Below are 13,846 nucleotides of genomic sequence, written 5' to 3'. Positions count from 1 at the left end.
GGTGAGCGCATTTTTGCTGGTTTTTTACGCCTGTTAATTAAGGGCCGGACGCATTATTTCCTGATGAAACCATTTTTCTTCTGCTGAAATAACGGCGAATAATGTGAGTTTAATCAACTTTATTGCGCACCCGGCGTCGTTTTGCACCATAGTATGCAGATTATTTCAGCGAAACGACGTCAAAAGCCGCATTTCCGGCGCTTTATTCTGATGAAAGATCACTTTCCAAAGCAAAGCTCTACGCAACCACCGTTTAGTGGTTAATGTCATTATTGACGATCTGAAAAGCCCCACGCAGGTATTTTGAACCAATAAAAAACCTGAAAACATGACAAAATTTCAATCAGTAATATTTATTTAGGTTTTAACACCATATTGCCCCTGTCTGGCAGAAGGTAGAAAACGCTTGCCCTGCCGCCTTTATTCAGCCAAATTAGTCGCCGTTTTTCCCATCTAATAAAAATCTGGCCCATGGTGTGATCACATGGCGCGGACGGAATGCCTGTCACGACGCAGGATATGAAATAACAGAGGTACAAGTGTCAACTGCAAACAAACACACCGACGAGGCCGTCAGCCTTAATGCTTTTAAACAGCCCAAAGCGTTTTACCTGATCTTTTCAATCGAATTATGGGAACGTTTTGGCTACTACGGCCTGCAGGCCATTATGGCCGTTTATCTGGTTCGACAGCTCGGCATGTCGGAGTCCGACTCCATTACCCTGTTCTCGTCCTTTAGCGCACTGGTTTATGGTCTGGTCGCTATCGGCGGCTGGCTGGGCGATAAAGTGTTGGGCACCAAACGCGTTATCGTGCTGGGTGTACTGGTGCTGGCCATCGGCTACGCGCTTGTCGCCTTCTCCGGTCATAACGTCAGCGTCGTCTATATCGGTATGGCGACTATTGCGGTGGGCAGCGGCTTGTTTAAAGCGAACCCCTCTTCCCTGCTTTCCACCTGCTACGAGAAAGACGATCCGCGCATTGATGGCGCCTTTACCATGTTCTACATGTCCATCAACATCGGCTCACTGTTTTCAATGATGCTGACGCCGTGGTTAGCCGAAAAATATGGCTATAACGTGGCGTTTTCGCTGTCGGTGATCGGCCTGGTCATCACGCTGCTTAACTTCCTGTTCTGTAAGCGCCTGGTGAAAGACTTTGGTTCCAAACCGGACTTTGCCCCACTCCAGTTCGGCAAACTGCTGATGACGCTGGCAGGTATTGTGGTGTTGATCGCCCTGGCTAACTGGATGCTGCACCATCAGGCCATTGCCCGTATTCTGCTGGGCCTGATTGCGCTGGGCATTATGGTGATCTTTGCCAAAGAAGCCTTCGCACTGAAGGGCGCGGCACGTCGCCGTATGATTGTCGCTTTCCTGCTGATGGTCGAAGCCATCGTCTTCTTCGTGCTTTACATGCAGATGCCTACGTCGCTGAACTTCTTTGCGATTCGTAACGTTGAGCACACCCTTTTTGGCATTACCTTTGCGCCAGAGCAGTTCCAGGCGCTGAACCCGTTCTGGATTATGCTGGCCAGCCCCATTCTGGCAGCCGTGTATAACAAGCTGGGCGACAAGCTGCCGATGCCGCACAAGTTCGCTATCGGCATGGTGCTGTGTTCTGCCGCGTTCCTGGTATTGCCTGTCGGCGCGAAATTTGCCAGCGATGCCGGTATCGTGTCCCTGAACTGGCTCATTCTCAGCTATGGCCTGCAAAGTATCGGCGAACTGATGATTTCGGGACTGGGCCTGGCGATGGTGGCACAGCTGGTTCCACAGCGCCTGATGGGCTTTATCATGGGCTCATGGTTCCTGACCACCGCGGGTGCTGCCGTCATTGCCGGTAAAGTGGCAAACCTGATGGCGGTGCCTGAAAACGTTACCGATCCGCTGATTTCGCTGGTCACGTACGGCAAAGTGTTCCAGCAGATCGGGATTGCCACCGCCGTCATCGCTGTGCTGATGCTGGTGACGGCCCCGCTGCTGAACCGTATGACGCAGACGACGGAAGCGGAAAAAGCCTGAGTGCGATTTTGACACGCAGCAAAAACCGGGCCTTGCCCGGTTTTTTTGTTTTTGTCGCCGATCGGTTCCTGGTAGATTACTCATGCTAATAACTGGTAATTCTGCCACAGGGGATTACTATGCAAACACGACTCGCAACATGGTGGCTTCATGATGAAACTGTTTTGTAAAGCTGGTGCCTGTTCTCTTTCACCCCATATTGTTCTGCGTGAATGTGGTCTGGATTTCACTCAGGTCAATGTCGACCTGCAAACCAAGCTCACCGAGCGCGGGGATGATTTTCGTCAAATCAACCCCAAGGGTCAGGTACCGGCGCTGCAATTGAGTGAGGGTAATGTCCTGACTGAAGGCGCGGCGATTGTGCAGTACCTGGCCGATCTCAAGCCCGATCGTCATCTTCTGGCCCCCGTCGGCAGCCTGACGCGTTATCACACTATTGAGTGGCTCGGCTACATCAGCAGTGAGTTACATAAGAGTTTTTCACCGCTGTTCCGCAACGATGCGCCCGACGAGTACAAAGCGCTGGTGCGCCGTCAGTTGGAGGCAAAATTTGCCTGGGTAAACGGTGAACTGCAGGACAAGCCCTGGCTGATGGGCGTGCATTTCAGCGTCGCGGATGCTTATCTGTATGTGGTGACGCGCTGGGCGAAAGCGCTGAACCTGGATGTCAGCGCGTTGAACCACCTGCAACAGTGGTTTGCGCGCGTTGAAGAACGGCCATCGGTTCAGGCCGCGCTAAAAGCGGAAGGCCTTATCTGACACGATCAGGGCCGTTACCGGCCCTTTTTTTACAGCTTCTCTGCCGGAAAATAGTGCGTTGGCCGGGCAATAGCGTCCTGCGCGGCAACCAACTGCAGCTCATATTCCCCCATCTCATGCGTTTTCAGCATCACTTCATAGACGGCGGCCGTGACGTGCTCCAGCGCCGCCTGCAGCGACTGTCCGTGCAGCAGATCGACCAGCAATAAGCCGCTGGTTAAATCGCCCACGCCTACAGGCTGGCGAACTCCAAAGTCCACCAGCGGACGGCTGATGTGCCAGGCTTCGTCGGCGGTGACCAGCAGCATTTCAAAGCGATCGCTGCGGCGTCCTGCCCGTGCCAGATGCTTAATCAGCACCACTTTTGGCCCCTGCGTGATCAGCAGGCGGGCAGCCTCAACGGCGGATTCGACACTGGTTACCGTGCGTTCGCTGAGCATTTCCAGCTCCAGCAGGTTTGGCGCGATGATATCGCTGGCCGGTAGCGCCATTTTGCAGTGAAACTCCGCCACGCCCGGTGCCACAATGCAGCCCTTTTCCGGATGCCCCATGACCGGATCGCAAAAATACCAGGCCTCAGGGTTGGCGGCTTTTACCTGATGCACGATGTCCAGAATCTTTTCGCCCTGTTCGGCCGATCCCAGATAGCCGCTTAACACCGCATCACAGGTTTTCAGGCGGTCGATATCGGCGATGCCTTTGACAATGTCGGTGAGATGCGACGCCGGCATGACGGTGCCGGTCCAGTGCCCGTACTGCGTATGATTGGAAAACTGCACGGTATTCAGCGGCCAGACGTTCACGCCCATACGGCGCATCGGGAACTCTGCCGCCGCATTGCCTGCATGACCAAACACCACGTGCGACTGAATTGCTAAAACGTTTTTCACTTTTTTACCCTGTCGTGCCTTGCCATAAAAAAGGGCCGGAAACCGGCCCTGAAAAGCTACTGCCAGTTGATCAGGCAGTAATGTTTTTTACCGCGGCGTAATAACGTGAAGCGGTTAAACAGCTTGTCGCTGTCGCGGAAGCGGTATTCCGCATCCGACTGCTTCTCACCGTTCAGCGATACGGCATTTGAGCCAATCATGGTGCGCGCCTGGCCGCGTGACGGTACCAGCTCCGCTTTAACCAGTGCCTGCTGCAGATCGTCCTCAGCAGACAGCGTAATGGTGGGCATGCCGTCCTGCGCCAGCTGTTCGAAATCGGCCTCGGTCATGTCACTGAGCGCACCGGAGAACAGACTTTCCGTGATGCGTTTCGCGGCTGCCAGACCCTCTTCGCCATGAACCAGGCGCGTAACCTGCTCGGCCAGGACATACTGTGCACGCGGCGCGGTTCCGCTGTTTTTATCTTCTTCTTCCAGGGCAGTAATCTCTTCAATGCTCAGGAACGTGAAGAATTTAAGGAAACGGTAAACATCCGCATCGGAGGTGTTGATCCAGAACTGGTAGAACTTGTACGGGCTGGTTTTCTTAGCATCCAGCCAGACCGCGCCGCCTTCGGTCTTACCGAACTTGGTGCCGTCCGATTTGGTGATCAGAGGAACCGTCAGACCAAACACCTGGTTCTGATGCAGACGACGTGTCAGATCGATACCGGAAGTGATGTTGCCCCACTGGTCCGAGCCGCCGATCTGCAGCGTTACGCCGTGCAGTTCGTTCAGGCAGGCAAAATCATAGCCCTGCAACAGGTTGTAGGAGAATTCGGTAAACGAGATCCCCTGGTCGTCACGGTTCAGACGCTGTTTGACCGCTTCCTTGTTGATCATCTGGTTAACCGAGAAGTGTTTACCAATGTCACGCAGGAAGGTCAGCACGTTCATATTGCCAAACCAGTCATAGTTGTTGGCCGCAATCGCACTGTTCGCACCACAGTCAAAATCCAGGAATGGCGCAACCTGTTTACGGATTTTTTCGACCCATTCACCGACGGTTTCGCTGGTGTTGAGCTTACGCTCTGCCGCTTTAAAACTGGGATCGCCAATCAGACCGGTTGCGCCGCCCACCAGCGCCACCGGCTTGTGTCCGGCGTCCTGAAAACGTTTCAGGCAGAGCAGCGGTACCAGATGGCCCAAGTGCAAGCTGTCAGCAGTGGGGTCAAAGCCGCAATAGAGCGAAATTGGCCCTTGCGCCAGTTTCTCGACTAACGCGTCTTCATCCGTCACCTGGGCGATCAGGCCCCGTTCTTGCAATTGTTGTATCAGGTTACTGCTGGTCATCACTGACTCCAAATTGATCAGACTGCACCTAGGCTGGTACACAGCTTTCCGCTGAGTTGCGGAAGAAAAAAATGAGGGCTATAGCATAAAGCGCTGACGGCTTCTGTGCCAGCGCTGATAAGGGGAAAGCGCAGTTTTACGGGGCGAGTCGGTCAATTTTCCAGCCGTCGTTATCCCGTTGGTAGAGGAAACGATCGTGAAGGCGATGTTCGCCCCCTTGCCAGAACTCCATGGTGTTAAATTTTACCCGATAGCCGCCCCAAAAACTGGGCAGCGGCACGTCGCCCTGCTGGAATTTCTGCTTCAGTTCCAGAAACTTCGCTTCCAGCACACCGCGGGCAGAAATCCGGCTGGACTGACGCGAAACCCAGGCACCGATCTGGCTGTCACGCGGGCGGCTGCTGAAATATTTCAGGACGTCCAGCGGCGACAGTTTTTCGACTTCGCCCAGCACCATGACCTGGCGCTCCAGAAAATGCCACGGGAAATGCAGCGAAATACGCGGATTGTTGGCCAGATGTTGTGCTTTACGGCTGCCGAGGTTGGTATAGAACACCATGCCCTGTTCATCATAATGCTTCAACAGCACGATACGCTGATAAGGCTGGCCTTGCTCATCGACCGTGGCTACCGTCATGGCTGTAGGATCGGGCAATTGTGCCTCGCAGGCCTGCTTTAACCAGCTTTCGAACAGCGCCAGCGGATTATCCGGCAAATCGTTACGACGCAGACCACCGCGCGTGTATTCACGACGCAGGTGGGCAATGTTTTGCAGCATTTCATTGTCACTCATCATGCACACTCACTCAGATAACGTTAACCAGCCGGTTGCAGCTCGCAGTCATTCACGACGATTTTATCGTTGCGCTCAATAAAAGCACCGTTTCCTTTAGACCAGAAAACATACTGTCCGTCGCTGTAGCGGGCCCCCGAGGCAGAAACGGTTTGCGTCAGCGTCAGCGGTTTGCCATCCATGATAAAGCTGACCTGATCTTTAGCGTTATCCAGGGTGACGGTGAGCGGCAAGGTGCCACAGCGATAGTGTAACGTTTCTGGCGCGGGCGACGATTTGTGCATCAGGCTGCAGCCTGACAGCATGACCATGGCAACCACAGTTAATCCTTTTCGCATCAGCGATTCTCCTGTACGTAAAGCAGGCACAGCGCGCCCTGCTTTGTTCGGTATGAAGGTTCCGGCACCGGCAGGTTAACCGTTCCGGCACAGAGGGGCAATTTAACCGATGATCGCACCCGTAGCAGCAAAAGTTTTTTTGTCCGGACGTGGCAAGGTGAAGACTGCAAAGCCAGGGTTTGGTCGGGAAAACGCGACATCGCGCGGCGATGACCAGGGCGGAGGGGGCGAAAGAGACCGGCAACACCCGGGTATTCAGGCGTTGCCGGTGAGGATTAATTACCGCGATAGGTAGAATAGCCGTACGGGCTCAGCAGCAATGGAATATGGTAATGCGATTCACTTTTGTCCATGTGAAATATCACCGGAATTTCCGGGAAAAAGGACGCGTGCTGAACCTTCTGATAATAATCTCCCGTTTTAAATACAACTTTATAATCGCCCGTTTCATATTGTTTATCTGTCGGGAATAGTGCACTAATTCTGCCGTTTTTATCGGTTACCCCTGAGGAAAGCTTAACCCACTTGCCCTGTTCTTTATGTTCGAGGTCAACAGAAATACCGGGAGTCGGCGTGCCGGTCTCCAGATTTAATACGTGTACACTCAGCGGATTCTTCATCGCGGTTGTTTCTGCCGCACAAGCAACGGAACCCATTAATAACGCTGCAACTGCACCCATTTGCCATTTCATTCTCGATTCCTTTTTTCGTTAACCTGTCAACGAGCGTAAAGGGCCGCAGACTAAATACCAAACCGCAGGCGCTAAATGTGAAATTTCTGAGAGGCATAAATACGCTTTAGCTATTCGCGCTTTTTCTGCGCAAGTGCGTTTATTGTTTCGCTCACCGCCCTGCAAAATTCTCAAAAGCGACTATGCTGTTTAATTCAAGGTCCACTTCAAGGAGATGAAATGCATACTAAATCCCTGTCAGCTGCCGTTTTGCTTGCCCTCTCTCTGGCAACGTTAGCCGGTTGTTCTTCCAACCAGTCCATTAAAACGTCAGACGGCCGTACAATAGTGACCGATGGTAAGCCTCAAATTGACAGCGATACGGGGCTGGTGTCCTATCGTGACGCCCAGACAGGCAAAACCGAACAAATTAATCGCGATCAGATCAGCAATATGAGTGAACTTGATAACTAACGGACTCAATCACAGAAATAAGGTGGATAATATGAAGAAGACTCTGATTTTACCGCTGGCAGTTTTGATCGGCATGACCGCATTAACAGGCTGTACCCGCACAAGCTACGCTATTCATACCAACGATGGCCGCACTATTATCAGCGACGGTAAGCCGTCTGAATCTGATGCCGGTTTACTGGGTTATACCGATGCCAATGGTGTGAAACAGCAGATCAATAAAGCGGACGTTAAAGCCGTTTCCGAAGTGCCAAAATAACAGCGTTGCCGCCTGATCAGGGCGGCTTTTTTATTTCCTGCCGCCTCTTCATTGCTTCACCCTCTCAATATCTTTTTATCCGGAAATAACGATCGTCGTAAACAGTGTAATAACGATTTACACGGCATGATCATGGCTCATATATCCTTTTGTCTTTCTGACACAGGCGCTCGCCTGTTATGGCCTTTTTCATTCCCTCTCACTTTGCTTTGCGACAACACAAACACATTAGCATCTCTTTCTTATGGACATTTTATTTACAGCGTCAGGTTGCGTTCCGGAATGCCGCTGACGGCCAGGTCACCGTGTCAGGGACCTATCGTAATTTCAGGCCAGTTCGCCACTATCTAGTGGTTTAATCACTTCAATTCTGGCGGATAAAACGGGTCTTTATAAATTTTCGCTCGCTTATTAAGGTGTTAGCCTGCGGTATGAAAGTTCACTGTTTTTAATATTTTCTTTGATAGGTATCACCGAATGAAATCACATTATCGCTATTCATTTCTTTTACTAAACTAATCACTGGGTCGACGACATTCTCACTCACTCTCAGGAGGTGCATATGAATTTTCACGATGAGGCTACCGGTCATAAGATTATTGGTGAAGCTGCGGTGAACCTGGCACTACAGAATGAGGAGATCACGGTGGTTTCACTGATTCGCCAGCTCAGCACGATGGCGGACCATGAAAGCGACGATGAGCGCGTGCTTCTGATCGCCGATGCGCGTATATGGCTGAAAAGCTTTATTAACGTGGCCACGCGCGAGCGGGCCGAACTCAACTGGATGGTAGTAACGGGCCAGGTTCCCGCCAATGTGACCGAGCATTAACGCTGACAGGTTAGTGCGATACCGCGCTTCGCGGACGCCGGATGCGTCCGCGTTTACTGCGTGCTAACTGTCTGTATTCTCTTTGTGTCCGCTTTGCGCCCTTCTCCTTGTCCCCGTCTGAATCGCGCCGCACGCTTTTTCTGCGAAAATAGCTGTACAAGTTTTATTTTATTGTATAACTTTACGCTACTTTCAACTGACTACTTTTGAACCACCCGAGAACCTCTATGCAACGCAATCATCGCTTACCGCAGAGCGCCGACGATATCTCCCGCTATTTTTCTGCGGCGGGTCTCCCTTCACAGCAGGAAATGCTGGGGCAAATCGTGGTAGATATTTTACGCGCCGGCCAGAACGTGAACCGTAAGTCTATCTGCACTAAACTGCTGCGCCGTCTTGAGCTGTCAGCCAGTCAGGAAGAAGAGCGCCTTTGCCGTGAACTGATTGGGTTGCTGTTTGGTCGTTAAGACGGCCAGTGACTGCCCTGACGGGACGGGGCATCGTTGCGAAGCCGTTGCGGCCTTTTCGCTGCTGCTGCTGGCATTATTGTTGCTGCTGTCGTTACTGTGACGTGACGGCCGTACAGGCTTCCTTGCTTCAGACCGTCGTCATTAATGGAGTTTATGCGCGAGGATACGGATAGCCTCTTCGCAGGTCTGTCGGGTCGTTTTACAGCTTGTCTGTAGACTTTGCTGGTGCAACGCACCAATAATTTCCTGCAGTGTGAGCGTTTTACCCGGCTGCAGGATGTCTGACACAACGCGCCCTAAAAGCGCGTGAATCTCTTCACCGATGTTTGCCCTGTCATGTTTCACGCATAATCCTCAAATTTTACTTTTTCTGTAACAGCAAAGTGTTTTAGAGAAGGCACACTGTGCCTGTGTCTGGCAGCCCGTGGGTGACCGGCCGCCCTGCATGGATGACATAAGGGAATATTTACTTCCTAAATGAGCAAAGATTAATCCAGGATTTTCAGGGCCAGCGCAATCGTAGCCTGTTCATCGTGTACATCCGCCACCTTGCCGGTAACACGCATACCAAAGGCAATACGCAAAATCAGTCCTGCAGCCGTCTCCACATCCAGGTCGCGCCTGATGGAGCCATCATGCTGCCCTTCCTGCAAGAGTGACATCAGAAAGGCCTTATTGCGGAAGATAACCTGTGTAACCTGTTGTGACAGCTCCGCATCCAGCACCTGTAATTCAATAGCACTGCCTACGACCAGACAGCCGGTCCGCCCTTCCGTTGACCGGGAAGAATCCAGATAAAACTGGAGTAGTTCACTTAACTTTGCGCGGCCGGTCGAAAAGCGGGCCAGGCGTCCGCGCAGATCCTCGTTGCGGAGCGTGATGTAACGCTGAAAAACCAGCAGGAACAACGATCGCTTGTCCTGAAACGCTTTGTAGATACTACCGACAGAAAGCTGCATTGCCTCACTCAAATCGTTAAGCGAGGCGGCATGATATCCTTTTTGCCGGAACACGATCATCGCCTGGTCCAGAGCCTGTTCGATATCAAATTCTCTGGGCCTGCCGCGTTCTTTTTGTTTATTCGCTGTGGATTGTTGGCTGCTCATGACGACCAGTTTGAGAGGCTGCATTTCCGACATTACCCGGAAACGATAGGCAGAACGATTGTATCTCAGGCACCGGGTGCAAGTACACCCGAATCCCACCCCGGCGCATCGTCTGCACAAAGTGCGGTGCAGGCGATGCCGTGGTGGGATAAAAAGCAGGCCGATCAGGCGTTGGCTTTAAGCAGCTCGTCTGCCGCCAGTTTACCGAGCGCGTTCGCCGCAAAGGGACTGTCGCCCGTCAGTACCCGGCGATCTGTATGCACGGTCCCTTTAATATCGCTGTTAACCAGCGTCAGTCCCATGGCCTGAAGTTTCTCCCCAAAGAACCAGGTTAACTGTCCCGGCATGTAGCCGATATCCGGTGTTTGTTTGTCGGTCGCATCGGGGAAGGCGCAAATTTTATAGCCATTAAGCGGATTGTCGCCTTTGTCCAGAGCAAGAAAGGCAGCCGGGCCATGGCACAGCGAAATCAGGTGACGATCGTTGGCCAGCGTCCAGCGGATCACCTCAGCGACGGCTTCACTTTCGGGCAGCCCTATCAGCGCGCCGTGACCGCCCGGAATAAAGACGCCTGCGTACTCTGACCGGGGCGTCAGTGACTGAACGACAGCGTTCAGCGTCAGCGGGGAACGAAACAGCGACAGGCAGTGATTGTAAAAGCCAATGACCACCTCATCCTGCTGGGGCATCGCCCAGTGTTCAAACTTCACCATCTGCCCGGACAACGTCGCCACATCAAACTGGAAACCGGCCTGATACAGGTGATACATCGGAAGCAGCGTCTCAATCGGATGGTTACCGGTGGAAAACAGGGTGTCGTTATCAAGCGGCAGATAGCGCTCGTCGGTGCAGATCACCAGGACCTTTTTATTCCCTGAATACGGCTGGGGATAGTCGGCATCACCGAGATCAGATGTGGGGCGGGTGAACTGGTCAAGTGAGTAGGCAGAAGGAAAAAAGGCGTTATGTTCGGCCCGATCTGCCACCGGCGATTTACTGAGTTCTGACATGACAAAGCTCTCCTTAAGGGGATGGATACCTGTTTTAGCCTAGACCACAACGCCAGATTTAAACCGAGCGGCAGCCCAAACGGCCCCCTTATAAGAGCATTCTGTTGCTGTCATCCCTGCCCACGCCTTACTTCACCACCGGCAGATCGCTGATGCGCGTGGTATAAGCCGGCGACAGCATTTCGCGCTTCATCGCCCAGCGCTTCTCTGTCCCCTGTCCGGCGAACCACATTTTCCCCTTGCCCGCTTTGTGGATCTGATCGATAACCTGCATCAGATCGTTACGGCCCGGGTTGACCGGTCGCTCATCAAACAAATCCAACTGAGTCACGCCGTGGTCAAAGAAGTCGCTCAGGACAACGCCCGCTTTGATATAGCGGTGGCCCGCGATCCAGATGTAGTCCAGCATGTCGGTCGCCACCCGGATAATGTCGCGCGTATCGTGCGACGGCGTCAGTAACTGACCAGTGGCCTGATTGCCGTAAAAGTTTTCACCAACGGCATGGGGGCTGGTGCGCAGAAACACCCCGATTTGTCGGCAGTACTGTTTTTCTTTCCGCAGTTTTTCGGCGGCACGTTCGGCATAGGTACAGACTGCCTCACGCACCTGTGCATAGTCTGAAAGACGGCTACTGAAAGAACGTGAGCACATGATCTGCTGTTTGGTGGGTTCGAGGGCTTCTAAATCCTGACAGGGTTCACCGCATAATTCTCTGACCGTGCGTTCCAGCACCACGCTGAAATTCTTACGAATCAGGCTGGGACGCTGACGCGCCAGGTCTGCGGCCGAGGTTATCCCCATCTCCTCAAGCCGCTGGCTGAGACGGCGGCCAACGCCCCAGATATCCTTGACCGACACCTTCGCCAGCAGTTTTTGCTGGCGCACCGGATCGGACAGATCGACCACACCGTTGGTGTAGCCCGCCCATTTTTTGGCCGCAAAATTCGCCAGCTTCGCCAGCGTCTTGGTAGGGGCAATCCCGACACAGACGTTAAGATGAATTTCTTTTTTGATGCGTTTTTTAATCTGGTGCCCCAGGGTATCAAGCGACATGCAGTGGCTGACGCCGGTTAAATCCAGAAAGGCCTCATCAATCGAATAAATTTCTACCGACGGGGCCATTTCCTCCAGTAGCGTCATGACCCGGGTGCTCATATCCGCATACAGCGCATAGTTAGAGCTAAAGACCTGCACGTTATGGCGGGCAATGATTTCTCGCATTTTAAAAAACGGCACGGCCATGGTGACGCCAAGGGCTTTGGCTTCGGCATTACGCGCAATCACACAGCCATCGTTGTTTGAGAGCACAATAATGGGCTTGCCCTTGAGATCCGGTCGAAACACCGTTTCACAGGAGGCATAAAAATTGTTCACATCGACCAGCGCAAACATGATTAATAAACCGACTTGATCACATAGGTCACAACGCCAAACACTTCGAGCGCGTCTTCTGTGCTAATCACAATGGGTTTGAACTGACGGTTCATTGGCATCAGTTGCAGGCAGGGCTGAAGCTGAAGCCGCTTGACGGTAAATTCGCCCTCAATCGCGGCCACCACAATATCGCCATGAGAAGCCACCAGTGCGCTGTCCACCACCAGCATATCGCCGTCGTTAATGCCCGCTCCGGACATCGATTCTCCACTGACGCGCACAAAGTATGTCGAACTGGGATGCTGAACGATGAGCTTGTTCAAATCAATCCGCTGCTCAACGTAGTCCTGCGCCGGAGACGGAAAACCGCACGGCACCCGCTCGACAAACAGCGGTAATTGCAAAGGCGTGCTCACTTTTGCTGGCCTGATAAATTCCATATTCACCTCTCACGCCAAATTACTGTATATAATTACAGTAATCGCGATCCGCCAGTGCGATCAAGCGAAACCGGAGAGGTTTATGTAAACCAGTTGATGTGGATGGATATTTTTTTCTGCCCTTTTCACCGCCTTATGACAGGCCTGTGCAGCCATTAACCGTACCGGTTGTTTTTTCGCCGGCGCATGCAAAATTCTTCTCTTCGCTGAACAGATGTTTAAAAAGCACGGAACGCTGCCCGTTAGCGGCGCGTATTTATTCGCCGCACAACCCGGGCGGAAATAATGCTGACAGCGTTAGCAACATCAATCGGCTAAGCGTACAAGCGGCGCGCAGACGATAACGGAAATAAACAACCGCCTGGCCGTGCATAGTGATAAAAATAGCCCTAAGCAAGTCCGAAAAAAGGCGTCAAAATAGCAGGCGATAAACGGGGTCTGATTCGCCAGCGCTGTTTCACGCTGCTTTTATGACGGGAAAATCACCACAGCCGATCTTTTTTGCAAAAATGAAGACAGGATCGCCGGATACAACGTTCATCTTTTGTGATGTGAACGTGTCTCATTCGGATTAAAAATGATAATAATCATATAGTTAAAAAAAATAAGATAACGTGAAATGATTTATACTGTGATATCCAACACGTTTGCCTATCATGCCTGCATTACCGCCGAACACGGCTATCACCGTGGCATTGAAAAAAAGCATTGAGAGGCAGAATAAAAATGGAATTGAAAAGTACACAGGGAAAAAAGGTCTATTTAACCGAGCAGGAACTTTCTTTAAGCTGGCTTTTTATGACCGGTATGACGGTTAACCAGATCGCGTACCAGATGGCTTCACCTGCACACGTCATCTATTATCTTAAGCAAAAAATCATGCAGAAAGTAGGCGTGAGAAATAACAGTGAGTTTATCCTCTGGCTGATTCATCTCAGAAAATAAAAAACGTCGCGCTGTGTTGCCCGCATGGCAGGATAATACGTTGCCTCCGCCCGCGTGATGAATACGCACAATGTCCGCGCAGGCATCATCGGTTAACCCTGCGCCGTCATCATGCCGGGATAACGTCAC

General features: G+C 52.2%; 17 protein-coding genes. 7 read left to right on the top strand and 10 right to left on the bottom strand.

The window, feature by feature from the left end; all coding sequences use genetic code 11:
- The first annotated feature begins 539 nt into the window (after window positions 1-539).
- Window positions 540-2,024: a dipeptide/tripeptide permease DtpA gene (gene dtpA, locus RAC90_RS04320; RefSeq protein WP_033741223.1), complete on the top strand. Its 1,485-nt coding sequence runs from the start codon at window positions 540-542 to the stop codon at window positions 2,022-2,024.
- Between the two features lie 153 nt (window positions 2,025-2,177).
- Window positions 2,178-2,783, top strand: a complete 606-nt coding sequence (gene gstA, locus RAC90_RS04315; RefSeq protein WP_174250611.1) for a glutathione transferase GstA — start codon at window positions 2,178-2,180, stop codon at window positions 2,781-2,783.
- A 29-nt stretch (window positions 2,784-2,812) separates the two neighbouring features.
- Here gstA and pdxY read toward each other — a convergent pair whose 3' ends face one another.
- The 5 genes from pdxY to uraH form a co-directional block, all read right to left on the bottom strand.
- The gene (pdxY, locus tag RAC90_RS04310) at window positions 2,813-3,673 is read right to left on the bottom strand and encodes a pyridoxal kinase PdxY (protein ID WP_006119013.1); all 861 of its coding nucleotides are present in this window, start codon (window positions 3,671-3,673) and stop codon (window positions 2,813-2,815) included.
- Window positions 3,674-3,729: 56 nt separating this feature from the next.
- Entirely contained in the window at window positions 3,730-5,004 is a 1,275-nt protein-coding gene (gene tyrS / locus RAC90_RS04305) for a tyrosine--tRNA ligase (RefSeq protein WP_367143081.1), read from the bottom strand.
- Between the two features lie 136 nt (window positions 5,005-5,140).
- Entirely contained in the window at window positions 5,141-5,797 is a 657-nt protein-coding gene (gene pdxH / locus RAC90_RS04300; RefSeq protein ID WP_033741468.1) for a pyridoxamine 5'-phosphate oxidase, read from the bottom strand.
- A 23-nt stretch (window positions 5,798-5,820) separates the two neighbouring features.
- Window positions 5,821-6,135 (bottom strand): MliC family protein, encoded by a 315-nt coding sequence (locus RAC90_RS04295; protein WP_006119010.1) that lies wholly within the window; start codon window positions 6,133-6,135, stop codon window positions 5,821-5,823.
- A 275-nt stretch (window positions 6,136-6,410) separates the two neighbouring features.
- Window positions 6,411-6,827: a hydroxyisourate hydrolase gene (gene uraH, locus RAC90_RS04290; RefSeq protein ID WP_006119009.1), complete on the bottom strand. Its 417-nt coding sequence runs from the start codon at window positions 6,825-6,827 to the stop codon at window positions 6,411-6,413.
- A gap of 219 nt (window positions 6,828-7,046) precedes the next feature.
- On the opposite strand from uraH, the gene RAC90_RS04285 reads away from it, so the two are divergent.
- The 4 genes from RAC90_RS04285 to ycgZ all read left to right on the top strand — a co-directional run bounded on the left by RAC90_RS04285 (window position 7,047) and on the right by ycgZ (window position 8,838).
- Window positions 7,047-7,280: a YgdI/YgdR family lipoprotein gene (locus RAC90_RS04285; protein ID WP_033741212.1), complete on the top strand. Its 234-nt coding sequence runs from the start codon at window positions 7,047-7,049 to the stop codon at window positions 7,278-7,280.
- Window positions 7,281-7,311: 31 nt separating this feature from the next.
- Window positions 7,312-7,539 carry a YgdI/YgdR family lipoprotein gene (locus RAC90_RS04280; protein ID WP_033741210.1) on the top strand — a complete coding sequence of 76 codons (228 nt, stop codon included), beginning with the start codon at window positions 7,312-7,314 and terminating at the stop codon, window positions 7,537-7,539.
- Window positions 7,540-8,101: 562 nt separating this feature from the next.
- Window positions 8,102-8,371 carry a hypothetical protein gene (locus RAC90_RS04275; RefSeq protein ID WP_283786883.1) on the top strand — a complete coding sequence of 90 codons (270 nt, stop codon included), beginning with the start codon at window positions 8,102-8,104 and terminating at the stop codon, window positions 8,369-8,371.
- A gap of 227 nt (window positions 8,372-8,598) precedes the next feature.
- Window positions 8,599-8,838 carry a regulatory protein YcgZ gene (ycgZ, locus tag RAC90_RS04270; RefSeq protein WP_033741208.1) on the top strand — a complete coding sequence of 80 codons (240 nt, stop codon included), beginning with the start codon at window positions 8,599-8,601 and terminating at the stop codon, window positions 8,836-8,838.
- Between the two features lie 144 nt (window positions 8,839-8,982).
- On the opposite strand, the gene RAC90_RS04265 is transcribed toward ycgZ, so the two are convergent.
- The 5 genes from RAC90_RS04265 to umuD form a co-directional block, all read right to left on the bottom strand.
- Window positions 8,983-9,186: a hypothetical protein gene (locus RAC90_RS04265; protein ID WP_054633877.1), complete on the bottom strand. Its 204-nt coding sequence runs from the start codon at window positions 9,184-9,186 to the stop codon at window positions 8,983-8,985.
- A 143-nt stretch (window positions 9,187-9,329) separates the two neighbouring features.
- A complete protein-coding gene (locus RAC90_RS04260) occupies window positions 9,330-9,971 on the bottom strand; it encodes a TetR/AcrR family transcriptional regulator (RefSeq protein ID WP_375096253.1) in 642 nt (213 codons plus the stop codon).
- A 140-nt stretch (window positions 9,972-10,111) separates the two neighbouring features.
- Window positions 10,112-10,957, bottom strand: a complete 846-nt coding sequence (gene hchA / locus RAC90_RS04255; protein WP_375124000.1) for a glyoxalase III HchA — start codon at window positions 10,955-10,957, stop codon at window positions 10,112-10,114.
- 127 nt (window positions 10,958-11,084) lie between these two features.
- Window positions 11,085-12,350, bottom strand: a complete 1,266-nt coding sequence (gene umuC / locus RAC90_RS04250; RefSeq protein WP_033741199.1) for a translesion error-prone DNA polymerase V subunit UmuC — start codon at window positions 12,348-12,350, stop codon at window positions 11,085-11,087.
- A gap of 2 nt (window positions 12,351-12,352) precedes the next feature.
- Window positions 12,353-12,772 carry a translesion error-prone DNA polymerase V autoproteolytic subunit gene (gene umuD, locus RAC90_RS04245; RefSeq protein WP_033741198.1) on the bottom strand — a complete coding sequence of 140 codons (420 nt, stop codon included), beginning with the start codon at window positions 12,770-12,772 and terminating at the stop codon, window positions 12,353-12,355.
- A 726-nt stretch (window positions 12,773-13,498) separates the two neighbouring features.
- Between umuD and RAC90_RS04240 the strand changes: the two genes are divergently transcribed.
- Entirely contained in the window at window positions 13,499-13,717 is a 219-nt protein-coding gene (locus RAC90_RS04240) for a LuxR C-terminal-related transcriptional regulator (RefSeq protein ID WP_283786890.1), read from the top strand.
- Window positions 13,718-13,846 lie beyond the last annotated feature (129 nt).

It is taken from the genome of Pantoea sp. CS_6, from assembly GCF_041954745.1.
GTDB lineage: Bacteria > Pseudomonadota > Gammaproteobacteria > Enterobacterales > Enterobacteriaceae > Pantoea > Pantoea stewartii.
The sequence above is the reverse complement of the archived record's forward strand: the minus strand, read 5'-3'. Positions and strand labels throughout refer to the sequence as shown.